This is a genomic window from Streptomyces sp. NPDC029526, from assembly GCF_040637405.1.
In the GTDB taxonomy this organism is placed as follows: Bacteria; Actinomycetota; Actinomycetes; order Streptomycetales; family Streptomycetaceae; genus Streptomyces.
In genome coordinates this window covers 1,112,130-1,134,623 of record NZ_JBEZWE010000001.1, presented here as the reverse complement: position 1 = coordinate 1,134,623, position 22,494 = coordinate 1,112,130, and the positions used below count along the sequence as shown (strand labels likewise).

Below are 22,494 nucleotides of genomic sequence, written 5' to 3'. Positions count from 1 at the left end.
AAATGCTGCCGTGGCGACACCACGGCAGCAGCAGGGGGGTATCGGTCATGTCCGGTACACCTACCGGCTCCGCGTGTCGTCGACCGCCCGCGTCGGCCTGATGGCCGAGTGGACGCGCTGCCGGTGGGTGTGGAACGAGTGCGTGGCCATGTCCCGCAAGGTCCACGCCGCGAACCGCGCCAACCCGGACGACAAGGTGACGTGCGGCCCGGCCCAGCTCGACAAGATGCTGACCGAGGCCCGCACCGCAATGAGGTGGCTGCGGGAAGGCGCCTCGGTGCCGCAGCAGCAGACCATCCGCGACTTCGCCACATCCCGCGCGAAAGCGCTCAAGGACATCAAGGCGAAGCTGCCGGTCAGGCAGCGCGCCGGAATGCCTCGCATCAAGCGCAAGCGGGACGCGCTGCCGACGCTCAACTACACCCGGCGTGGATTCCGGCTCAAGGACGGTCGCCTCCACATCGCGGGCGGCATTGCCCTGACCGTGGTGTGGTCCCGCGACCTCCCGGCCGCCCCCACCTCGGTGCGCGTCCACCAGGACAGCGTGGGGCACTGGTTCGCGTCGTTCGTCGTCGCGACCGAAGTGCAACCCCTTCCGCAGACAGGCCGCGTGCTCGGCGTGGACTGGGGCGTCAAGGAGACCGCCACCACCACGTCCGACGCACACGACCTCCCCCATGCCGAGCACGGCAAGCGTGCGGCACAGCGCCTCGCCCGCTACCAGCGGATGATGGCCCGCCGCCGCCCTGCCAAGGGGCAGACCGCATCCAAGGGTTACCGGCACGCCCAGGCGCAGACCGCGAAGCTGCACAAGAAGGTGGCCCGGCAACGCCAGGACAGCGCCCGCAAGTGGGCCAAGTCCGTGGTCCGCGACCACGACGCGATCGCCGTCGAGGACTTCCGGCCGAAATTCCTCGCCAGGACCACCATGGCCCGCAAAGCCGCTGACGCGGCAATCGGCGCCACCAAGACGGCCCTGACCGAGATGGGCCGCAAGCACGGACGCGATGTGCGTCTGGTGCATCCCGCGCACACCACCATGGACTGCGCGTCGTGCGGAGCGAGAACCAAGCACGCACTTCCTCTTTCGGAACGTACCTACACCTGCACCGCGTGCGGAGTCGTATCCCCTCGGGACAAGAACTCCGCCCGCGTGATGCTGGTCCGGGCTGGTCTCAACCCGGCTGGTGCTGATCGTGTAAGAGCCGGCGGACCGCTGGTCCCCAGCCAACGTGAGCCAGGAATCCCCGTCCTTTAGAGCGGGGAGGATGTCAAGTACTCGGACGACTGCGTACAGGTACTCAGGCCGGTACTCAGCCCCGGCGCAGCGCGAACCACAGCTCCATGCGGACGTCCGGGTCGTCCAGGTCCGCGTCCAGCAGGGCCGCGCAGCGGGCGATGCGCTGGCGGACGGTGTTGCGGTGGACGGACAGGGCCACCGCCGTGCGGTCCCAACTGCCGTGCAGCGACAGCCAGGTGCGCAGGGTCTCCGGGAGGGCGGGGACCGCGGTGAGCGGCGCGAGCAGCGCCCGGGCGTGGGCCTCCGCGTCGGGGCCCGCGACCAGGTCGGTCAGCGCGGGCCGCCCGCCGTGCCGGACCAGGGGCGCGCGGGTGGCGCGGGCCCGGGCCAGTGCGCGGGCCGCCTGGGTGTCGGCGGCGGGCCACTCGCGCGGGCCGACGGCGGCGCTGACGCCGAGGGTCCAGCCGGGCAGCGCCTCCACGGTCCGGTCGCCCGGCACCAGCACCCGGACCGTGCGTCCGTCCGGGTCCACCAGCGCCGAGCCGAGCGCCGCGCCCAGGGCCGAGGCGGCCACGTGGTCCGGGGCCGGCCCGTCCGGCCGCGCGTGCACCACCCGCCATTCCTCCCCGCCGAGCAGGGCGGCCACGTCCTCGGGCGTGCTGCCCAGCAGCAGCCGGACGAGCGCGGACGAGCGGGCGGTGCCCCGGCCGCTCTGGTGCTCGCCGGTGAGCAGCGACAGCAGCACGGCGGCCACGGACGCGACGGTGTGGTCGCCCGGTTCCTGCCGGGGTGCGGCGACCCCGAGCACGAAGCCCTGGCCGGCCCCGAGCGCGTACGCGGTCAGCCGCGTCCCGGCGACCGTGTCGGCGGCCGAGGCGGGCCGCCCCGCACCGCCGGGGGCCGTGCCCGGCCGGTCGCGCCCGGTGGCGGGGGAGACGTCGGGCCGGACCACGTCCGCCAGTCCGGCCAGTGCGAGGCGGACCTCCTCGCCCGGTTCCCGGCCGGCCGCCGCGAGCCGGGTGCCCTCCGGGCCGTACAGCACCGCCCACCCGTCCAGCCGGCCCGCGAGCCGACGCACCACCGACGGCACGGGGTCCGGGCGGGCCGCCGCGGCGGCGAGGGCCTGCTGGGCCTCGGTCACCCGGCGCAGCTCCGCCAGCCGGGCCTGCGCCATCAGCCGCCACACCGCGCGGGCCACCCCGGAGAAGGTGGTCCGGGGCGGCACCTCCAGCAGCGGCAGGCCGTGCATCTCGCACGCCTCCACCAGCGCCCCGGGCACCGTGTCGTGCACCGGCGCGACGCCGAAGCCGAGCGCCGCCCCGCCCGCCGCGACGATCCGGGAGACGTACGCGTCGAAGTAGCCCGCGCCCGCCCCGTCCGGGACGTGGACGCCCGCCGACAGCAGCAGCTCACCGCCCAGCAGGTACGGATACGGGTCCGCCATCTCCGAGGTGTGCACCCAGTGCACCACCAGCCCCGGGTCGTCCGGACCGGCGATCCGGCGCAGGCCCAGGTCCGCGCGGGCCAGCAGCGCGTCCAGGGGGACGGGCGGGGTGGGCGGAACCGTGGGGTCCGGCATGGTGGACGCTTCCTCCATCCCGTTCGCTGCGAATGGATGAAACGTACACTTCGCAGTCGCTTTCCGGCCACCTAGGGTCAGGTCAGACCGGCGGCCCGCGGGTACGGGCGGATGTCCCCGCGACGAGCGGCCGGGCCACTCCCCCCAGCACGACACGCCACCGAGCAACCGCGTGAAGGAGGCCCCGCATGGCCGTGGACTACCTGGTCATCGTCGTCTATCTGGTCGGCATGCTGGCCATGGGCTGGTGGGGCATGCGCCGCGCCAAGTCCAAGAGCGAGTTCCTGGTCGCGGGCCGCCGGCTCGGCCCCGCCATGTACTCCGGCACCATGGCCGCCATCGTCCTCGGCGGCGCCTCCACCATCGGCGGCGTGGGCCTCGGCTACCAGTACGGGCTGTCCGGCGCCTGGATGGTCTTCACCATCGGCCTCGGCCTGCTCGCCCTGTCCATCTTCTTCTCCGCCCGCATCGCCCGGCTGAAGGTCTACACCGTCTCCGAGATGCTCGACCTGCGCTACGGCGGCCGGGCGGGCGTCATCTCCGGGCTCGTCATGTGGGCGTACACCCTCATGCTCGCGGTGACCTCGACCATCGCCTACGCCACGATCTTCGACGTCCTCTTCGACCTCGACCGCACCCTCGCGATCGTCCTCGGCGGCTCCATCGTCGTCGCCTACTCCACGCTCGGCGGCATGTGGTCGATCACCCTCACCGACATGGTGCAGTTCGTCGTCAAGACCATCGGCGTGCTGCTCCTGCTGCTGCCCATCGCCGTCGTCAAGGCCGGCGGCTTCGCCGAGATGAAGGCGCAACTGCCCACCGAGTACTTCGACCCGCTGGGCATCGGCGGCGAGACGATCTTCACCTACGTGCTGATCTACACCTTCGGCATGCTCATCGGCCAGGACATCTGGCAGCGCGTGTTCACCGCCCGCAGCGACCGCACCGCCCGCTGGGGCGGCACCGTCGCGGGCACCTACTGCCTCGCCTACGCCCTCGCCGGCGCCGTCATCGGCACCGCCGCCAAGGTGCTCTACCCGAACCTGGCCAACGCCGACGACGCCTTCGCCACCGTCGTCAAGGACGAACTCCCCCTCGGCGTGCGCGGTCTGGTGCTGGCCGCCGCCCTCGCCGCGGTGATGTCCACGTCCTCCGGCGCGCTGATCGCCTGCGCCACCGTCGCCAACAACGACATCTGGGCCCGGTTGCGCGGCCTCGCCCGCGCACCGCAGGGCGACGACCACGACGAGGTCCGCGGCAACCGCCTGTTCATCCTGCTCATGGGCGTCGCCGTGATCCTCACCGCGATCGCGCTGAACGACGTCGTGCAGGCCCTGACCGTCGCCTACAACCTGCTCGTCGGCGGGCTGCTGGTGCCGATCCTCGGCGGACTGCTGTGGCGGCGCGGCACCGCCCAGGGCGCCCTCGCCGCCGTCGCTGTCGGCGGGCTCACCGTCGTCGTCCTGATGGCGGCGTACGGCATCCTCGCCAACGAGCCGATCCTCTACGGCCTGCTGTCCTCCCTCGCCGTCTACGTCGTCGTCTCCCTGGCGACCCCGCCGACCGACGCGGCCGTGCTCGCCGCCTGGCGCGAACGCGTCGCCGGACGCGCCCCCGAAACCGAATCCGTGTCCGAACGGGTCCCCGCCGGCCAGTAGAGTCGTGCGGGCAGACATCACATACGCGACGAAGCGTAGGAAAGAAGGCAGTTCCATGAGCAGCAACGAGACACCCCGCGGGCCCGTCGACTCGTCCCGAGTCCCGCGGTACGCCGGGCCGGCGACCTTCGCGCGGCTGCCCCGCCTGGACGAGGTCGGCCGCGCCGACGTCGCCGTGGTGGGCATACCGTTCGACTCGGGTGTCTCCTACCGGCCGGGCGCCCGCTTCGGCGGCAACGCCATCCGCGAGGCGTCCCGGCTGCTGCGCCCCTACAACCCGGCCCAGGACGCCTCCCCCTTCGCCCTCGCCCAGGTCGCGGACGGCGGCGACATCGCCGTGAACCCGTTCAACATCAACGAGGCGGTGGAGACCATGGAGGCCGCCGCCGACGACCTGCTCGGCACCGGCGCCCGCCTGATGACCCTGGGCGGCGACCACACCGTCGCGCTGCCGCTGCTGCGCGCGGTCGCCAAGAAGCACGGCCCGGTCGCGCTGCTCCACTTCGACGCCCACCTGGACACCTGGGACACCTACTTCGGCGCCGAGTACACCCACGGCACCCCGTTCCGCCGCGCCGTGGAGGAGGGCATCCTCGACACCTCCGCCCTGTCCCACGTCGGCATCCGCGGCCCGCTCTACGGCAAGCAGGACCTCACCGACGACGAGAAGATGGGCTTCGGCATCGTCACCTCCGCCGACGTCTACCGGCGCGGCGCCGACGAGGTCGCCGACCAGCTCCGTCAGCGCATCGGCGACCGCCCGCTGTACATCTCCATCGACATCGACTGCCTCGACCCGGCGCACGCCCCCGGCACCGGCACGCCCGAGGCCGGCGGCATGACCTCCCGCGAGCTGCTGGAGATCCTGCGCGGCCTGGCGTCCTGCAACCTGGTCTCGGCGGACGTCGTCGAGGTGGCGCCCGCCTACGACCACGCGGAGATCACCTCGGTCGCCGCGTCGCACACCGCCTACGAGCTGACCACGATCATGTCCCGCCAGATTGCAGAGGCCCGCGCGAAGTGACTCACGACCACGACCTGGTGCTCCGCCCGACCGCCGCGCAGACGGAGGCGGCACTGAACCCGCCGCCCGGCCGCACGGGCGGAGACCTGGTCGTGGAGACCCTGGCCGGGCTCGGCGCGACCACCGTCTTCGGCCTGCCCGGCCAGCACGCCCTCGGCATGTTCGACGCCCTGCGCCGCTCCGACCTGCGCTACGTCGGCCTGCGCGTGGAGAACAACGCCGGGTTCGCGGCCGACGCGTACGGCCGGATCACCGGCGAGGCGGCCCCGCTGCTGCTGTCCACCGGCCCCGGCGCGCTGACCGCGCTGCCCGCGCTCCAGGAGGCGGCGGCGGCCTCCGCCCCCGTCCTCGCCATCAGCAGCCAGGTCCCGACGGCCGGGCTGGGCGGTGGCCGCCACGGCTACCTGCACGAACTCCCCGACCAGTCGGCCTCGTTCCGCGGCGTCGTCAAGTCCGTCCACACCGTGCGGACGGCCTCCCAGATCCCGTCGGCGATCACCGAGGCGTGGAAGTCGGCCCTGACCGTCCCGCACGGCCCCGTCTGGGTGGAGGTCCCGCAGGACGTCCTGCTCGCCGAGACGGTCCTGCCGGCGGTGACGGCGATGGACGCCACCCCCGACGAGCTTCCCCCGCGCCCCGAACTGACCGCGCTCGCCGCGCACCTGCTCGCCACCGCGGAACGCCCGGCGATCATCGCGGGCGGCGGGGTGATCCGCTCCGACGCCTCCGGCAAGCTGCGGCAGCTCGCCGAACGCGTCCAGGCCCCCGTGGTCACCACCCCGGGCGGCAAGGGCGCCTTCCCGTGGACCCATCCGCTCTCGCTCCAGTCCTGGATCGAGGACCGGCACACCACCGACCTCCTGGAGGACGCCGACGTCCTCCTCGTGGTCGGCTCCGGCCTCGGCGAACTCTCCTCGAACTACCACACGTTCAGGCCCCGCGGCCGGGTCGTCCAGATCGAGGCGGACCTCGGCAAGCTGGAGTCCAACCACCCCGGCATCGGCATCCACGCCGACGCCCGCCTCGCCCTCCAGGCGCTCCTGGAGACCGTGGAACCCCGCGAGGACGCGACCGCCCCGGAGCGGGTCCGCGCCCTGCTGGAACGGGTCCGCGCCCGCATCGCCGCCCAGGACCTCACCCTGGAGCAGCAGGTCCTCACGGCCGTGCGCCGCGCCCTGCCCCGGCAGTCGCCGTCCTTCTGGGACATGACGATCCTGGCGTACTGGGCCTGGTCCGCGTTCGACGCCATGGGCCCCAACCGGCTGCACTCCGCCCAGGGCGCCGGCGGCCTCGGTTACGGCTTCCCCGCCGCCCTCGGCGCGGCCGTCGCGGACCCCACCCAGCCGGTGCTGGCGGTCTCCGGCGACGGCGGCGCCCTGTACTCCGTCGCGGAACTGGCCACGGCGCGCCAGTACGACCTGGACGTGACCTGGCTGATCGTCGACGACGGCGGCTACGGCATCCTCCGCGAGTACATGACCGACGCGTTCGGCGAGCCCACGGCGACGGAGCTGACCCGCCCCGACTACGTCGCCCTCGCGGAGTCCTTCGGCGTCCCCGGCACCCGGACGACGCCCGAGACCCTGGAGCGGGACCTCGCCGAGGCCCTGTCGACCCCGGGGCCCTCGGTGGTCGTCCTCCCGGCGCTCCTGCGCATGTTCGCGCCGACGCACCTGGGCTGAGGCGAGCGGCCCCGGGCCGGGGGCCGGACCGGGACCGGGGGCCGGGGCGGGAGGTGGTCCGGTGCCTGTGGGGTGTTGCCGGGGGCGCCTCGTGAGGTGGTCGGTGTGGCCGGCCGCGACACGGGCCCCCGCCTGTGGCGGCGCGACGCGGATCCCGCCCGTGGCGGTGCGGCGGTACCGGGCCTTCGACCGGAGCGTGGCACGAGTCGCCGTTCCCGGCCCGACGGTCACCGTGCACCGTGGCCGGACGACCGCCATGGCCCGACGTTCACTGTGGCCAGGGGATCCCAGGCAGGGTGGCGAGACGGTCGGCAGGTCGTGCCGCTCGAACCGGTACTCGTCCCGGTCGGCCGTCTCGGCCCGTGCGGCCGGCCGGAAGGACAGCTCCGGGGCGGTCCGCGCGTCCGGGTGCCGTGCACGAGGAGTACGCGTCGGCCCGCGCAACGGAGTGCCGGACGCGGTGGGTCACCGGCGGAGGTGTGCCTCGGTGGCCGGCGCGAGCCTCAGCGGTCGGGGTGCCAGGGGGACAGGAGGTCGAGCGTCAGGTCGTGGAAGCCGGCGTCCAGCGGATCCTCGCGGGCCGGGTCACCGACCGTTTCGGCGCTGAGGGCGGCCGGGCGGGCGACCCACAGGATCTTCCACGGCCGGGACACCAGCCGTGAATCGCCCCAGACTCCGCCGTGCGGACAGAGCGGGTGCAGCAGGTCGCTGATGCGTTCGACCGCGATGCGCATCAGCGGACCGTCGACCGCGGTCGCACCGTGCGCCGCCCGGACTGCCTCGGGGGAGGACCGGGCCACGGCGGCGGTGGTCGGATGACGGCGCACCCGTCGCACCACCTCGGTCAGGTGCGCCGTGATCCCCGGCACCGTTCCGTCACTGGGACGGTCGCGGGCCGCCTCGTCGAAGGCGGCGGACAACTCGACGCCCAACGCCCGCGCGTGCAGGACGGACAGGCACTTCCAGTTGGCGTAGAGGAAGTTGCGCGTGACACCGCACTCGCGGGCGACGGAGGCCAGGGACACGTCGAGGCCGGCGGTGCGCATGAGGCGGCGCACGGTCGTGATGACGTGACCCGTGCTGTGGGGGTTGCGGCCGTAGGCCGTTTCCTGGCTCATGACGGGTGCGTACCGGAAATCGTGCGCAGGCGGCGGGGGAATGTCGTGGGGGCACTCGAATGAGTGAGGTGAAGGCAGTCGGGGCGGACGTGTTCGCGTTTTCCGGAGGGAGGCTTCGGTGGGTGAGGGTGATGCTCGGGGCCGGGAGAGACGCGCCCCTCCCGACACGCCGAGTGGCCTTCCGGCCGGCCGAAAACCGGCGTGTCGCAGCCGTCCGAGGTGCCGTGGTGCCGGTCCTTGTCCCGCTGGGTGGCGACCGGTTGCGTGGGGTTGACGGCGACGCCCGGGATCCCGTTGGCCACACCTCGCTACTTGGCTACCTCGGTACCGAGGTGTGGGTGGCGCGCGTCGGATGTGCTCGACGGGGTGGAGACGGTCGCCCGTCGGGCACCGGATGCCACCGAAGGGGCATCGCCCCACCGCCCCACCGGCGCGCGGACCGTGTGAGGGGGCGTGCGGGTGGGCGTCGCGTGGTACGGCACGGATGACCCGCCCGGCAGGGTCACGTCCCGCGGGCGTCGGAGGGAGCGGAGGTCACGCCTGCTCCCGGGGGCCCGTGTCGTCGGCGTAGTCGACGCGAACGGCACGGTCCAGATACCGGTGGAACGCCTCGGCCTCGGTGGTGTCCGTGTGCCGGGACAGCACGAACGCCGGGTAGCCGGTGAAGTCCGGGTAGGGCCGCACCACGTCGCCCGGGAAGAGCATCTGCACGACGTGGTCGACCCGGGGGTCGTCCCTCAGCTCGTCCAGGCCGCGGATCGCGGTGATCAGCCCGGAACCCTGGCACGGGACGATGTAGTTGGCCGCGGCCGCCACCGGCGTCGGCATCGGGCCGGGGCCCAGCGGCTCGGGGGTGATCCCGGCGGCGATGCGCAGGGCCTGCGCGGCGAAGTCGATGCCGGTCACCGTGGAGGCGATGTACTGGGACACCCCGGACCCTCCGATGCGGGCCCCCATCTCCAGGAGGTACGGCGTCACACCACCGCGCAGCCGCAACTCCGTGTGGGTCGGCCCGTCCGTGATGCCCAGAGCCCGGTGCGCGGCGGTCACCTCGCGCAGGACGTCGTCCCGGACGGCGTCGGGCAGCGCGGCCGGAGCGCGGTAGACGCCCTCCTCGAAGTGCGGTCCCTGGGGGTCGCCCTTGTAGCCGATGGCCAGGATCCGCACGTCACCACCGTGGGCGAGGGACTCGACGGCGAACTCGGGGCCGTCCAGGTACTCCTCGACCACCAGGCCGTCGACCCGTCCGAGCTTGCTCGCGCAGGTCCGCCACACCTCGTCCACGACGCCCTTCAGGCTCTGCGGGGTGTCCGCCTTGGTGACGCCGAGGCTGGAGAAGCCCTGCGCCGGCTTCACCACCACGGGGAAGGCGAGGTGGGCCGCCGCCTCCCAGTCCGCCGGGTCGTCCAGCCGGACGAAGCCGGGGGTGTGGAGGCCCGCCGCGGCCAGTCGTTCCCGCATGACGCGCTTGTCCTGCGCGCTGCGAGCCGCCTCGCGTCCGATACCGGGCAGCCCCAGCAGCTCGGCCGCCTCGGCGACGAACGGAACGGCGGGGTCGTAGAGGGTCACGATGCCCTGGAAGGGGTCCTCCTCGTACCGGCGCCGCAGGGCGGCCAGCGCGCCGGCGGGGTCGGTTTCGACGTCCAGCCGCACCACGTCCACCACGGCGGTCGGCAACCGGTGCTCGGACACGTCCTCGTCGGGCCGGGGAACCAGCACGAGGTCGATCCCGGCCCGCTCGGCGCTCTCGAAGACCCAGGGGAGGGTGGTGCGTTGGTACACGAGGACGAGGGTGGGCCTGCGGCTGTGCGTCGTCATCACGAGGTCCTTTGCCATCACGGTGCGTTGTGCCGGGTGTCGGCCCCGGGCCCCGGAGCCGTGCGGGCTACGGCTCCCGCCGCCGATGCGGTCGTCCGCCGGAGGCGCCTTCCGGACGGGCGCCGTGCGGACCGCCTGTGTGCAGGGGTGCGGGACGCGTTCCGTGCCGGTTGCCGCAGGGTGTACGGACTCCTCCGGAGGAGTACCGGTGGAACGACAGGTCGGATGTCGCTCGAGGGTCCCGGACAGCAGAGCATGCCGCCTCGGGAGTGATCAAGGGATGGGGTGGCCGATCCCGCGGGCTGAGATCAAGTGGCCGGACCGTGGTCCGCCGGTGGCCGACGGAAGCGGGCGCCTGCCCGTGAAGGGTGCGTGCCGGACGCCGTGAGCATGCGGCGGGGGAGTGTCGTGAGGCGACTCGGATGAGCGGGGAACCGGCGACGGGGCCGGTGTTGCTCACGCTTTCCGGGGAGGGGTGTCAGTTCTTGAGGTGGGCGACGAACGACGCCCAGACACCGCCCGGGAAAACCAGCACCGGCCCGTGCGGAACCTTCGAATCCCGTACGGGTATCACCGCACGGCACCCGTCGAGCACTTCGAGGCAACTGCCCCCGTTGGGGTCGCTGTACGAGGACTTGCGCCAGCGGCTCGATGCCGCGGCTCGGGACGGGACGCGCTCAGCCTTCATCTCCATAGTCCTTCGCAACGGCCCTGAGGAGGGCGAGTGAGTCCTGCAGCGACAGGGCGTCGCTCAGCGCGAGATCGTAGCGATGCTGCAAGTCCCGTACCACTGACGGCGCGTCATGCAGCCGCCCCATCCTCAGGCCCTCGCTGTATGCCACCGGCGGCTGGTCCTCGAACCACATGAGCGTGAGCATGCTGTCCAACAGTGGATGAAGTCCCACCCCGAACGGCATCACGTGGACCCGGATGCGTCCGGCGTCGGCCAGCTGGATCACGTGACGGACCTGCTCCGCCATGACGTCCGCGCCTCCCACCGGGCGCCGCAGCACCGCTTCGTCGAGCAACGCCCACACCACCGGAGTGACGGGGTCCGCCAGCACGTTCGCACGTTCCAGGCGTGTGACAAGGCGCCTGTCACATTCCTCGTCACTCACCGGAGGGAACGCCGACCTCAGAACCGCACGTGCGTACCTTTCCGTCTGGAGGATGCCGGGCAGGTACGACAGCGCGAACTCGCGGATGGTGACGGCTTGTTGTTCGAGCAGTCGCACCGCCTCGAAATAGTCGGCTGCTGCTACGTCCTCCCGCGGCAGGAAACTGCTCAGCACGTTCCCCGTGTTCAGCGCCGTGTCGAGGCGGCGCGCGTCCTCCTTCGACGGCACCCGGCGGCCCGCCTCGATGTGCGCGATGTGCGAACGCGTCATGATCGCCACGTCGGCCAGTTGCTGTTGCGTGAGGCCCGCCGCCTCGCGCCGGTCCTTCAGCCAGTCCCCGTACATCGTGCCCATCGCACCGCCCGCCTCTGTGACAACCGCTCTGTCACCAGCACACCTCTGGCGAGCCTAATCGCCGCGGTCTCACGCTGTGAGCGGATCGCTACAGAAAGCGAGTCCGTCCGACGGCCGTGTGACGGCCGCGGGCACGACACTCGACGTGCTCCGAGGTGCGAACGACATGACGCAGGTCACTGCCCTTCTCCTGGAGCCGCTGCTGCGGCTGCTCCTCCCGGGCCGGGGGCGGCGCCGACGTACGGCCGTCCCCGGCGGCGGCCGGCGGATCACCGTCCCGGTCCCCGGCGCGGTGACCGCCCGACCGCCGGGGCCCCCACCGCTGCGGGGAGAGGACAACGCCCTCGTCCGCCCCTACCTGATCGTCCACGAGCGCGAGGAGGAGGCCCGGCGGCAGCGCGCCCGGCGCCGGGTGCCGTCGTACACCGTGCACGGCGTCGGCAGCGACAACGTGCCACGCGTGCTGCACGGCGCGGGGGTGACGGCGTGACGTTCGACGGGTGCGACGGGTGCGACGGATACGACGGGTACGACGAGCGGCGCGAGGTGCGGCTGCTGCCCTGGACGGGGCCGGAGGGCAGGCCCTGCTACCTGATCACCGACGGGACGGGCCCCCTCTCCCGCCGGGCCGACGTGATCGAGGAGACCCGGCTCGCGATGGCCGCCGAGCTGCTCGGTCACGCGGCGGACCTGCTGGAGGACCGCCGTGCGACCCCCGAGCAGCTGCGGTTCCTGCTCGCCCGCATGCGCGAGGCGCTGACCGACGTGTGCCGGGTCGCGGAGAGCAGGGGCGGACGGCCGGCTACCAGATCGACTCGACCCACTCCGGGTGGTCGATGAACGGGTTGCGATTGTGCTGGAACGAGTCGTGGATGACGTCGTTGCGGCGCTTCTCGAAGGCGTCCGGCGGGTCCTGCTGGTGCCAGTCCTTGAGCACGGAGAGCTTGCCCATGTAGGGGGTGCTGCCGTTGTTCACCTGGCCGTTGACCTCCAGGTCGGGCCAGCCGTCGGTGCCCTCGTAGCGGACCGCCATGTAGAAGATCATGCGGGCCACATCGCCCTTCACGGCGTCACGGGGCTCGAAGGAGTCGGAGTCGGTGAGGCTGCCGCCGCTGTCGGTGAAGGCGCTGCCGCCGTTGTCGAAGTCCTTGTTCCCGCGGACGCTGTTGACGCGGACGTCGGACGGGCGCAGATGGTGGATGTCGGTGCCCGGACCGATGGAGGTGCCGAAACCTCCGTGGGACTTGGCCCACACGTGCTCGCGGTTCCAGTCACCGGTGTCCCCGCCGTTCAGGGACTTGCTGCGGGAGATGCCGGAGTACAACAGGATCACGTTCCCGCTGTCGGCGGGGTCCTCGTCGGTGGTCTTCAGCGCGTCCCAGACCGCCGAGTACGACAGCTTCGTCTGGTCACTGATGATCGTGTGCAGGGCGTCCTTGAGGGCCTCGCCGGTCTTGCCGGCCGCGGCCTCGTAGTACGCCGGGTCGTAGTCCGCGGTGCCGTAGGAGGCCGACGCGGCGGCCGGGGTGGCCGTGGCGGTGGACGCGGTCAGGGCGGGAGCGGTGAGGCCGGCGAGAACGGTGGCCGTGGCGAGGGCGACGGCCCTCCGGCGACGTATGCGTGTCGTGAGCATGTGGGGGTCCCATCTACGCGGGTTGCACTGGGGTGATACCCGTGACAGTGACATGCACATGCGAGCCGACGAGTGGAGGGAACGTGGCGATTGCGTGACGGGACATCGTCGCTCCGCCCACGGCACCCGCCCGGCCCCGGACGGTCGCCATGACCCGTCGCCCCACCCCACCGCCCGGCCGCGAACCGTCGTCACCCCGCCCCCGACCGTGACGGAGGGATGAAATCCGCGGCGGCCCGCGTTGGTGCTTGCGGAAGATCAGGACGACCGGAGGGCACCCGCGTGACACCGCAACGGGGATGGGCACGACGACTGACCGGGTACGCCTGGCGTCATCCGAAGGACGTCGTCCTCGCCCTCGGGGCCTCCCTCGGCGGGATGGCCGTGATGGCACTGGTCCCGCTGATCACCAAGGTGATCATCGACGACGTCATCGGCGACAAGACCCGGTCCATGACCACCTGGGCCGGACTCCTCGTCGGCGCCGCGCTCGTCGTCTACGTGCTCACCTACATCCGCCGCTACTACGGCGGACGGCTCGCCCTGGACGTGCAGCACGACCTGCGCACCGACATGTACTCGACGATCACCCGGCTCGACGGCAGACGCCAGGACGAGCTGTCCACCGGGCAGGTCGTCGGCCGCGCCACCAGCGACCTCCAGCTGATCCAGGGCCTGCTGTTCATGCTGCCCATGACCATCGGCAACCTGCTGCTCTTCGCCATCTCCCTGGTGATCATGGCGACGCTGTCGCTGCCGCTGACCGGCATCGCCCTCGCCGTGGCGCCCGCCCTGTGGTGGATCGCCAAGCGGAGCCGCACCCGGCTGCACCCCTCCACCTGGTACGCGCAGGCCCAGGCCGGAGCCGTCGCCGGGGTCGTCGACGGGGCCGTCAGCGGCGTCCGCGTCGTCAAGGGCTTCGGGCAGGAGGACCAGGAGACCGCCAAGCTGCGCGCGGTCGGCCGACGGCTGTACGCGGGGCGGCTGCGCACCGTCCGGCTGAACTCCCGCTACACCCCGGCGCTCCAGGCCGTCCCCGCCCTCGGCCAGGTGGCGATGCTGGCGCTGGGCGGCTGGCTGGCCGTGCGCGGCAACATCACCCTGGGCACCTTCGTCGCCTTCTCCACCTACCTCGCCCAGCTGGTCGGCCCCGTCAGGATGCTGGCCGTGGTGCTCACCGTCGGACAGCAGGCCCGCGCCGGCACCGAACGCGTCCTGGAACTGATCGACACCGAGCCGTCCCTCACCGACGGCACCAAGGACCTGCCCGCCGACGCGCCCGCCACCGTCGAGTTCGACGACGTCGCCTTCGGCTACGACCCCGACCGGCCGGTCCTGGACGGCCTGTCCTTCGACATCCGGCCCGGCGAGACCCTCGCCGTCGTCGGCTCCTCCGGCTCCGGCAAGTCCACCGTCTCCCTGCTCCTGCCGCGCTTCTACGACGTGACCCGGGGCGCCGTCCGCGTCGGCGGCCACGACGTGCGGGACCTGACCACCAGCTCCCTGCGCGCCGCGATCGGACTGGTCCCCGAGGACTCCTTCCTCTTCTCCGACACCGTGCGCCACAACATCGCGTACGGCCGCCCCGACGCCACCGACGAGCAGATCACCGCCGCCGCCCGCGCCGCCCAGGCCGACGGCTTCATCGGCGAACTCCCCGACGGCTACGACACCACCGTCGGCGAGCACGGACTGACCCTCTCCGGAGGCCAGCGCCAGCGCATCGCCCTGGCCCGCGCCATCCTCAGCGACCCGCGCCTGCTGGTCCTCGACGACGCGACCTCCGCCGTGGACGCCCGCGTCGAGCACGAGATCCACGAGGCGCTCCAGAGCGTCATGCGGGGCCGCACCACCCTGCTGATCGCCCACCGCCGCTCCACCCTCAACCTCGCCGACCGCATCGCCGTCCTCGACGGCGGCCGGCTCGCCGACATCGGCACCCACGACGAACTCCAGCAGCGTTGCGCCCTCTACCGCAGGCTGCTCACCGACCCCGACGAACTCGGCGGCGTCTCCCCGGGCCACACCCCGCCCGCCCGGGAGCAGGAGCCGGCCGAGGACACCTCCGTCCGCGCCGAGCTGGACGCCGAGTTCGACGCCGAACGCGGGGTCACCCCCCGGCTGTGGACGGGCGACCGCGAGCCCCGCGACACCGCTCTCGCCGAAGCCCCGGCCACCCCGGAACTCCTCGCCCAGGTGGAGGCCCTGCCCCCGGCCGACGGGGTGCCCGACGTCGACGAGGAAGCCGCGGTCCGCCCCGAGGACTCCTACGGCCTGCGCCGGCTGCTGCGCGGCTTCCGCACCCCGCTGCTGATCAGCCTCGGCCTGGTCGCCGTGGACGCCGGGATGGGCCTGCTGCTGCCCGTGCTGATCCGGCACGGCATCGACCAGGGCGTCACCCAGGCCGCCCTGGGCGCGGTGTGGGCGGCGGCCCTGCTGGGCCTGGTCACCGTGCTCGCCCAGTGGGCGGCGCAGACCGGCGAGATCCGGATGACCGGCCGCACCGGCGAACGCGTCCTGTACACGCTGCGCCTGAAGATCTTCGCCCAGCTCCAGCGGCTCGGCCTGGACTACTACGAGCGCGAGCTGACCGGCCGGATCATGACCCGGATGACGACCGACGTGGACGCCCTGTCCACGTTCCTCCAGACGGGCCTGGTCACCGCGTTCGTCTCGGTGGTCACCTTCTTCGGCATCATGGTCGCCCTGCTGGTGATCGACGTCGGGCTCGCCCTGGTCGTGTTCGCCACCCTGCCCCCGCTGATCATCGCCACGTACTTCTTCCGCCGGGCCAGCGTCAAGGCGTACGAACTGGCCCGCGAGCGGGTGTCGGCGGTCAACGCCGACCTCCAGGAGTCGGTGTCGGGGCTGCGCATCGTGCAGGCGTTCCGCCGCGAGCGGGACGGCGAGGCCCGGTTCACCGCGCGCAGCGCGAGCTACCGCAGCGCCCGCATCCGGGGCCAGTGGCTGATCTCGGTGTACTTCCCGTTCGTGCAGCTCCTGTCCTCGGTGGCGGCCGCGGCGGTCCTGGTCGTCGGCGGCGCCCGGGTCGACGCGGGGACGCTCGCGATCGGCTCGCTGGTGGCGTACCTGCTGTACATCGACCTGTTCTTCGCGCCGGTGCAGCAGCTGTCCCAGGTGTTCGACGGCTACCAGCAGGCGTCCGTCTCGCTGGGCCGCATCCAGGAACTGCTGCGCGAGCCGACCTCGACCGTGCAGGCCGACGAGCCGCTCGACGTGCCGTCCCTGCGCGGTGAGATCGCCTTCGAGAACGTGCACTTCTCCTACGGGGACGGCGAGGAGGCGCTGAGCGGCATCGACCTCACCATCCCCGCCGGGCAGACCGTCGCCTTCGTCGGCGAGACCGGTGCGGGCAAGTCCACCCTGGTCAAGCTGGTCGCCCGCTTCTACGACCCGACGAGCGGCCGGGTCACCGCCGACGGCACCGACCTGAGGGACCTCGACCTCACCGCGTACCGGCACCGGCTCGGCGTCGTGCCGCAGGAGGCGTACCTGTTCCCGGGCACCGTCCGCGACGCGATCGCCTACGGCCGGCCCGACGCCACCGACGCGGAGGTCGAGGCGGCGGCCCGGGCGGTCGGCGCGCACGAGATGATCGCCACCCTGGAGGGCGGCTACCTGCACGAGGTCGCCGAACGGGGCCGCAACCTGTCCGCCGGGCAGCGGCAGCTGATCGCGCTGGCCCGCGCCGAACTCGTCGACCCCGACGTGCTGTTGCTCGACGAGGCCACCGCCGCGCTGGACCTGGCCACCGAGGCCCAGGTCAACCGGGCGACGGACCGGCTGGCGGGCCGGCGCACCACCCTGGTCGTCGCCCACCGGCTGACCACGGCCGCGCGCGCCGACCGGGTGATCGTGATGGACCAGGGCCGGGTCGCCGAGGACGGCACGCACGAGGAACTGCTCCGCCTCGACGGCACGTACGCCGCCCTGTGGCGCACCTTCGTCGGCGAGGACCTCCCGGCGGTGGCCTGACGGGGGCCCGCACCGGTCCCGCGCGGACGGGACGAGGCCCGGCCCTGGGGCCCCGCCCCGCGGCACCGGGAGGGGGCGCGCGGCCCGGCCCGGGCAACCATCCGGCCCGCGCCGCGCGTCCGTACAGCCGTACGCCGAAGGCAGGACGACACAGCCGTACGCCGAAGGCAGGACGACGCGGCAGGCGCGGGGAGGAACGACCGTGGACAGTGGACCGATATTCCGGCGGCTCGCGCTCGGCCTGGCCCTGTTGACCGCGTCGGGGATGCTCGTGGTGGCGTCTCCCGGCGACGCGCAGGCGGCGGCGCACTGCCCCGGACGCAAGGTCCGCACCGTGTCGTTCTCCACCGGCGTCGTCGCCGTGTACAAGCGCGGCGGGTACCGCTGCGCCGCCACCCTCGCCAAGAAGCCCGGCACGAAGCGGACGATGTCGGTCAGCATCCGGGCCCGCGGCGGCCGGGCGGTCGCCGACACGGGCCGCTACCGGCGCCACGCCGGGCCGGTGACCGTGTACGCGGGACAGCGCTGCGTGTGGGTGAAGGGCCGGGTGGGCGGCGGCTCGGCCGACTCCGGCTGGATCCTGTGTTGACCCCGCTCCCGGCGCGGTGGTGCCGCCTCCCGCACCCGCAGGGTTTTCCCTATGTCCCCTGGTGCTGCGGGGAGTTGGTCCGCTAGCTTCCGGCGCACATCTGTCACACAGGGGAGTGCGCATGCGCAAAGCGCTCAGATGGCTTCTGACGCTCACGATGCTCATAGGCACGGTGAGCGCGGCGAGCGCGGCCACCGCCGCCGAGCCGGGGGCCGACGGCGTCACCGACATCGAGGAACGGCTGCTGTCCATTCCGGGCATGAGCCTGGTCGAGGAGAAGCCGTACGCCGGATACCGCTTCTTCGTCCTGGAGTACACTCAGCCGGTCGACCACCGCAGGCCCCGGAAGGGCACCTTCCAGCAGCGGATCACCGTGCTGCACAAGGACACCGCGCGGCCGACCGTCTTCCACACCGGCGGGTACCACGTCTCCACCACCCCGCGCCGCAGCGAGCCGACCCAGATCGTGGACGGCAACCAGGTCTCCATGGAGTACCGCTACTTCACGCCGTCCCGGCCCGAACCGGCCGACTGGTCCAAGCTGGACATCTGGCAGGCCGCCAGCGACCAGCACCGCATCTTCACGGCGCTGAAGAGGATCTACCGCGAGAACTGGATCTCCACCGGCGGCTCCAAGGGCGGCATGACCGCCACCTACTACGAGCGCTTCTACCCGCGGGACATGGACGGCGTGGTCGCCTACGTCGCCCCCAACGACGTGGTGGACAAGGAGGATTCGGCCTACGACCGGTTCTTCCGCACGGTGGGCACCAAGGAGTGCCGGGACCGGCTGAACGGCGTGCAGCGCGAGGCGCTGGTCCGCCGGGCACCGCTCAAGGAGAAGTACCGGGCCCTCGCCGCCGAGAACGGCTACACCTTCGACACCATCGGCAGCCTCGACCGTGCCTACGAGGCCGTCGTCCTCGACTACGTGTGGGGCTTCTGGCAGTACAGCACCGTCAAGGACTGCGAGCAGATCCCGGCGGACGCCCGCAACGCCACCGACGACGAGATCTGGACCTCGGTCGACACCATCTCCGGCTTCTCGTTCTACACCGACCAGGGCCTCAGCCCGTACACGCCGTACTACTACCAGGCCGGTACGCAGCTGGGGGCGCCGACGATCCGCTTCCCGCACATCGAGAAGAAGTACCTCCGCTACGGCTACCAGCCGCCGCGCAACTTCGTGCCGCGCTCGATCCCGATGCGGTTCGAGCCGTGGGCGATGCGGGACGTCGACACCTGGGTGCGCCACAACGCCCGCAACATGCTGTTCGTCTACGGCGAGAACGACCCGTGGGGTGCCGAGCCGTTCCGCCTGGGGCGCGGCGCGAAGGACTCCTACGTGTTCACCGCGCCCGGCATGAACCACGGCGCGAACGTGGCCGGGCTGAAGGAGAAGGAGCGGGCCCTCGCCACGGCCCGCATCCTCGACTGGGCGGGAGTCGCGCCGAGCGCGGTCCGTGAGAACCCGGCGGCGGCCAAGCCGCTGGCGGAGTTCCACGCCGGGCTGGACCGGTACGACGTGGAGCAGGAGCGGACGCTGCGTCCGTGACCGGACCGGCGCGGACCTACACCGGACGGGCGCAGCCCACCGGTGACGTCCCGCCGAGCCGCACGTAGAGGGCCGTGGACGCCGGGCACTTCGACCGGGCGTCCACGGCCTTCGTCACCCGGTACTGCGGCGCGTGTTCGCCCTCGCCGTCGCACCGGGTCTCACGGACCCTGCCGTCGCCCAGGTCGTGGACGCAGTCGCCGACGATGGTGCGCGGCCCGCCCCCGCCGCCCGGGTCGCCGGGGTGCGGCGGCTGGAGGTTGCGCATGCAGGCGTAGCCCCGCGGCACCGTGCCGTCACCGTCCTCGTCGGCGGAGGGGCGCTGCTCGCTGATGTGCAGCACGAAGTCGGTCGTCGCCGGGCAGCGCGGCCCGTCGCGCACGGTGCCGTCGTGCCGGGCGACGACCCGGGCCGCGGCCCGCTCACCGGTGCACGGCACCTCCGTGAAACTGGTCCGGCCGAAGGAACTGCACTCGTCGACCGCCAGGAACACCGCCCCGTACCCGGACGTGCGGACCGGCGCCGGTGAGGTCGCCGCCCGCCCGCCCGTCGGGTCCGCCGCCCCGCTCCCGCCGCCCGGCGCGCCCTGGCAGCCGGTCAGCAGCAGCGCGCCCAGCGCCCCGAGCACGACGAGGGCGCGGACCGCACCCGGAGAACTGCTCACGTGCATCGTCATCCCCCCGAACCCCCCCGACCAGCGTGACCGGCGTCGCCGGGCCACGCCAGGGATCTGGGGTGCTTTGCGCACATTGGGGGGAGTGTGCCGGATCGGAGGCGTACGGGATCTACGCCCGGCGGGCCGGCGCGCGTACGCACCCCGCCGCGCCCACCCGCCGTACGGCGTGGTGGGCGCGGCGGGCCGGGCGGCGCGTCAGTACCGCAGCCCGTGCCCGACCGGGTAGAGCACCGCCGCCGGATCGTCGGCGCGCTGCACGGGCACCGGCAGCGTCCCGCGGGGCCGCACCCGGCCGGCGATGACGCGGGCCGCCGCCCGCAGTTCGACGTCCGTCCAGGAGTAGGCCGCCAGGTACGCCGGCACGCCGGGCAGGTGGGCCACGTCGTACGGGTTGCGGATCGCCACCGCCACCACCGGCCGTCCGGTGGCCAGCAGCCGCTCGACCAGCGTCCGCTGGCTGCTGCCCGCCGAGACGTTGTACGTGCCCACGACCACCGCGTCCGCCTCCCCGGCCGCGGTGACCGCGCGGTCGATGACCGCCGCGGAGGGTGCCGTGCCCGTGGACAGGGCGGTGGCGGTGAAGCCCAGCTCGGTCAGCGCGTCCGCGAGCACGCCCGTCGGCGGGCCCGTGGTGCCGGACGGGGAGGCCGGATCGGCGCCCACGACGAGCACCTTCGGGTGCCTGCGCCTCGACAGCGGCAGCAGTCCGCCCTCGTTGACCAGCAGCGTCGTGGTCCGCTCGGCGATCCGGTCGGCCGCGGCCAGGTGCGCGCGGGTGCCGACGGTGCGGTCCACGCCGCCGTGGGAGACGTACGGGTCCTCGAACAGGTCCAGCTTCGCCTTCAGCCGCAGGATGCGCAGGATCGACGCGTCGAGGCGTTCCTCGGTGAGCTCGCCGTCCCGCACCGCCCGCAGGACGGCGTTCCAGGCGACGTCCAGGGAGGGCGGGTTGAGCAGCTGGTCCACGCCCGCCTTCAGGGCGAGCACGGGCACCCGGTCGTCGCCGTACTTGGTGCGCACGCCCTCCATGCCGAGGGAGTCGGTCACCACGACCCCGTCGTAGCCCAGTTCCTCGCGCAGGATGCCGGTGAGGATGGGCCGGGAGAGGGTGGCGGGGTCCTCGGAGGGGTCGAGGGCCGGGACGACGATGTGGGCGGTCATGATCGAGTCGATGCCGGCGGCGATCGCGGCGCGGAACGGCGGGGCGTCGAGCTGCTGCCACTGCTCCCGGGTGTGGTGGATGTAGGGCAGCTTGTCGTGGCTGTCGTCGACGGTGTCGCCGTGCCCGGGGAAGTGCTTGGCGGTCGCCGCCACCCCCGCCTGCTGGAACCCGGACACCTCGGCCGCCACCAGGCGCGCCACCGCCTCCGGCGACGAACCGAAGGACCGCACGCCGATCACCGGGTTGGCCGGGTTGACGTTCACGTCGGCTACCGGCGCGTAGTCCTGACGGATGCCCAGGGCCCGCAGTTCGCGCCCGGCGATCCTGCCGAGGGTGCGGGCGTCCGACCGGGACCCGCCCGCCCCGACGGCCATCGCGCCCGGGAACAGGGTGGCCGGCTCACCGACCCGGGCCACGATGCCGTGCTCCTGATCGGTGGAGACGAGCACCGGCAGCCCGCGCGGCAGGCCCAGGGACGCCTTCTGGATGCCGTTGGACAGGTCCGCGATCTGGTGCGGGTCCCGCGTGTTGTGGGCCCAGGAGAAGTAGATGATGCCGCCGACCCGGTACCGCTCCAGCAGCTCCGCGGCGGTGCGGACGCCGATCTCCTTCAGGTTGGCGTCGATGTCGGCCTGGTCGGGCTCGGTCGCGGAGTGACCGTAGACCCGCATCACGAACAGCTGGCCGACCTTCTCCTCCAGCGTCATGCGGGAGATCAGGCCGCGCAGCCTGCGGTCCTCGGCGGCGGAGCGGCCGGCGGCGGCGTGCACGGAACCCCCGGCGGCGAGGGCGGTGCCGACCCCCGCCGTGGCGGCGAGCACCGCGCGTCTGGACGGCCGTGCGGCCCGCCCCGTGCTTCCGGTACCGCTGTCGCTTCCTGTGCTTCCTGTGCTTTCCGTGCTTCCCGTGCTTGCCGTGCTGCTGTCGGGCACGTGCGCTCCTTCCGGAGGTGATCCGCGCGGATCTGCTGAAGGAAACTTCCAGGGAGTCAGCAATATCCGGGAAGTTTCTGCCAGTCAAGGGAGTGCACAGTAACCAACGCGGGGGCCGCCACCGGCGCAAGGGAGGGGGCGCGCCGATGACGGCGTGCTGCCGGCCGTGGCACGGCGGAGAGGGTGGGTCGGCGATCGCAGCCGGCAGCGAGGGCCGACACCGTGCCACGCCAGACTCTCCCGGCAGCCTGCGTAGGGGACGGGCGGCACGGGCCGCGGGTTCCACGGCCGGGCGCGGCGCACCGAGGTCGGGACGGAGGGTTCCGGACGAGGGACACCTGGACGGGCACCGGGACGACC

Annotated in this window: 17 protein-coding genes; 9 read left to right on the top strand and 8 right to left on the bottom strand. The window is 72.9% G+C overall.

Features of this window, described 5'->3' with window-relative positions:
* The first annotated feature begins 100 nt into the window (after positions 1–100).
* Positions 101–1,258, top strand: coding sequence for a transposase (locus AB0F01_RS05095; RefSeq protein WP_362090247.1), 1,158 nt, complete (start codon positions 101–103; stop codon positions 1,256–1,258).
* Between the two features lie 55 nt (positions 1,259–1,313).
* On the opposite strand, the gene AB0F01_RS05090 is transcribed toward AB0F01_RS05095, so the two are convergent.
* The gene (locus tag AB0F01_RS05090) at positions 1,314–2,819 is read right to left on the bottom strand and encodes a helix-turn-helix domain-containing protein (RefSeq protein WP_362090002.1); all 1,506 of its coding nucleotides are present in this window, start codon (positions 2,817–2,819) and stop codon (positions 1,314–1,316) included.
* Positions 2,820–3,007: 188 nt separating this feature from the next.
* On the opposite strand from AB0F01_RS05090, the gene AB0F01_RS05085 reads away from it, so the two are divergent.
* The 3 genes from AB0F01_RS05085 to AB0F01_RS05075 are packed head-to-tail and all read left to right on the top strand — an operon-like array spanning position 3,008 to position 7,183.
* Positions 3,008–4,477, top strand: coding sequence for a sodium:solute symporter (locus tag AB0F01_RS05085; RefSeq protein ID WP_362090000.1), 1,470 nt, complete (start codon positions 3,008–3,010; stop codon positions 4,475–4,477).
* A gap of 55 nt (positions 4,478–4,532) precedes the next feature.
* Positions 4,533–5,501 (top strand): agmatinase, encoded by a 969-nt coding sequence (gene speB / locus AB0F01_RS05080; protein ID WP_164334629.1) that lies wholly within the window; start codon positions 4,533–4,535, stop codon positions 5,499–5,501.
* A complete protein-coding gene (locus AB0F01_RS05075) occupies positions 5,498–7,183 on the top strand; it encodes a thiamine pyrophosphate-binding protein (protein ID WP_362089998.1) in 1,686 nt (561 codons plus the stop codon). Before speB ends, AB0F01_RS05075 begins: the two co-directional genes overlap by 4 nt.
* Positions 7,184–7,686: 503 nt before the next feature.
* Here the strand turns inward: AB0F01_RS05075 and AB0F01_RS05070 are convergent.
* The 4 genes from AB0F01_RS05070 to AB0F01_RS05055 all read right to left on the bottom strand — a co-directional run bounded on the left by AB0F01_RS05070 (position 7,687) and on the right by AB0F01_RS05055 (position 11,591).
* Positions 7,687–8,301 (bottom strand): hypothetical protein, encoded by a 615-nt coding sequence (locus AB0F01_RS05070; protein WP_362089996.1) that lies wholly within the window; start codon positions 8,299–8,301, stop codon positions 7,687–7,689.
* A 534-nt stretch (positions 8,302–8,835) separates the two neighbouring features.
* Positions 8,836–10,119 carry an ATP-grasp domain-containing protein gene (locus AB0F01_RS05065; protein WP_362089994.1) on the bottom strand — a complete coding sequence of 428 codons (1,284 nt, stop codon included), beginning with the start codon at positions 10,117–10,119 and terminating at the stop codon, positions 8,836–8,838.
* Positions 10,120–10,597: 478 nt separating this feature from the next.
* Positions 10,598–10,807, bottom strand: coding sequence for a DUF397 domain-containing protein (locus tag AB0F01_RS05060; RefSeq protein ID WP_362089992.1), 210 nt, complete (start codon positions 10,805–10,807; stop codon positions 10,598–10,600).
* Complete coding sequence (locus tag AB0F01_RS05055) at positions 10,797–11,591, bottom strand: helix-turn-helix transcriptional regulator (protein ID WP_362089991.1); 795 nt, start codon at positions 11,589–11,591, stop codon at positions 10,797–10,799. The genes AB0F01_RS05060 and AB0F01_RS05055 overlap by 11 nt, the downstream gene beginning before the upstream one ends.
* Before the next feature lie 166 nt (positions 11,592–11,757).
* On the opposite strand from AB0F01_RS05055, the gene AB0F01_RS05050 reads away from it, so the two are divergent.
* Together AB0F01_RS05050 and AB0F01_RS05045 are read left to right on the top strand one after the other, a co-directional pair.
* The gene (locus AB0F01_RS05050) at positions 11,758–12,081 is read left to right on the top strand and encodes a hypothetical protein (protein ID WP_362089989.1); all 324 of its coding nucleotides are present in this window, start codon (positions 11,758–11,760) and stop codon (positions 12,079–12,081) included.
* Positions 12,082–12,137: 56 nt separating this feature from the next.
* Positions 12,138–12,431, top strand: a complete 294-nt coding sequence (locus AB0F01_RS05045) for a hypothetical protein (RefSeq protein ID WP_362090245.1) — start codon at positions 12,138–12,140, stop codon at positions 12,429–12,431.
* Here AB0F01_RS05045 and AB0F01_RS05040 read toward each other — a convergent pair.
* Positions 12,394–13,224, bottom strand: a complete 831-nt coding sequence (locus AB0F01_RS05040) for an endonuclease (RefSeq protein ID WP_362089988.1) — start codon at positions 13,222–13,224, stop codon at positions 12,394–12,396. The genes AB0F01_RS05045 and AB0F01_RS05040 overlap by 38 nt on opposite strands.
* Before the next feature lie 282 nt (positions 13,225–13,506).
* Here AB0F01_RS05040 and AB0F01_RS05035 point away from each other — a divergent pair, with 282 nt between their 5' ends.
* The 3 genes from AB0F01_RS05035 (at position 13,507) to AB0F01_RS05025 (ending at position 19,364) form a co-directional block, all read left to right on the top strand.
* Entirely contained in the window at positions 13,507–17,220 is a 3,714-nt protein-coding gene (locus AB0F01_RS05035; protein ID WP_362089986.1) for an ABC transporter ATP-binding protein, read from the top strand.
* A 202-nt stretch (positions 17,221–17,422) separates the two neighbouring features.
* Positions 17,423–17,809 (top strand): hypothetical protein, encoded by a 387-nt coding sequence (locus AB0F01_RS05030; protein WP_362089984.1) that lies wholly within the window; start codon positions 17,423–17,425, stop codon positions 17,807–17,809.
* A gap of 121 nt (positions 17,810–17,930) precedes the next feature.
* On the top strand, positions 17,931–19,364 hold the full coding sequence (locus tag AB0F01_RS05025; RefSeq protein WP_362089982.1) for a S28 family serine protease: 1,434 nt from the start codon (positions 17,931–17,933) through the stop codon (positions 19,362–19,364).
* 16 nt (positions 19,365–19,380) lie between these two features.
* Here the strand turns inward: AB0F01_RS05025 and AB0F01_RS05020 are convergent, their stop codons facing one another.
* Together AB0F01_RS05020 and AB0F01_RS05015 are read right to left on the bottom strand one after the other, a co-directional pair.
* Complete coding sequence (locus AB0F01_RS05020; protein ID WP_362090243.1) at positions 19,381–20,034, bottom strand: hypothetical protein; 654 nt, start codon at positions 20,032–20,034, stop codon at positions 19,381–19,383.
* Positions 20,035–20,235: 201 nt separating this feature from the next.
* Positions 20,236–22,023 carry a glycoside hydrolase family 3 protein gene (locus AB0F01_RS05015; protein ID WP_362089980.1) on the bottom strand — a complete coding sequence of 596 codons (1,788 nt, stop codon included), beginning with the start codon at positions 22,021–22,023 and terminating at the stop codon, positions 20,236–20,238.
* Positions 22,024–22,494 lie beyond the last annotated feature (471 nt).

Bases quoted from the DNA above. Each gene is read 5' to 3' on its own strand.
- AB0F01_RS05090 (WP_362090002.1), bottom strand. From the start codon at position 2,819: ATGCCGGACCCCACGGTTCCGCCCACCCCGCCCGTCCCCCTGGACGCG.
- AB0F01_RS05065 (WP_362089994.1), bottom strand. From the start codon at position 10,119: ATGACGACGCACAGCCGCAGGCCCACCCTCGTCCTCGTGTACCAACGC.
- AB0F01_RS05020 (WP_362090243.1), bottom strand. From the start codon at position 20,034: ATGCACGTGAGCAGTTCTCCGGGTGCGGTCCGCGCCCTCGTCGTGCTC.
- AB0F01_RS05060 (WP_362089992.1), bottom strand. From the start codon at position 10,807: ATGAAGGCTGAGCGCGTCCCGTCCCGAGCCGCGGCATCGAGCCGCTGG.
- AB0F01_RS05040 (WP_362089988.1), bottom strand. From the start codon at position 13,224: ATGCTCACGACACGCATACGTCGCCGGAGGGCCGTCGCCCTCGCCACG.
- speB (WP_164334629.1), top strand. From the start codon at position 4,533: ATGAGCAGCAACGAGACACCCCGCGGGCCCGTCGACTCGTCCCGAGTC.
- AB0F01_RS05025 (WP_362089982.1), top strand. From the start codon at position 17,931: ATGCGCAAAGCGCTCAGATGGCTTCTGACGCTCACGATGCTCATAGGC.
- AB0F01_RS05070 (WP_362089996.1), bottom strand. From the start codon at position 8,301: ATGAGCCAGGAAACGGCCTACGGCCGCAACCCCCACAGCACGGGTCAC.
- AB0F01_RS05085 (WP_362090000.1), top strand. From the start codon at position 3,008: ATGGCCGTGGACTACCTGGTCATCGTCGTCTATCTGGTCGGCATGCTG.
- AB0F01_RS05095 (WP_362090247.1), top strand. From the start codon at position 101: ATGGCCGAGTGGACGCGCTGCCGGTGGGTGTGGAACGAGTGCGTGGCC.
- AB0F01_RS05055 (WP_362089991.1), bottom strand. From the start codon at position 11,591: ATGGGCACGATGTACGGGGACTGGCTGAAGGACCGGCGCGAGGCGGCG.
- AB0F01_RS05050 (WP_362089989.1), top strand. From the start codon at position 11,758: ATGACGCAGGTCACTGCCCTTCTCCTGGAGCCGCTGCTGCGGCTGCTC.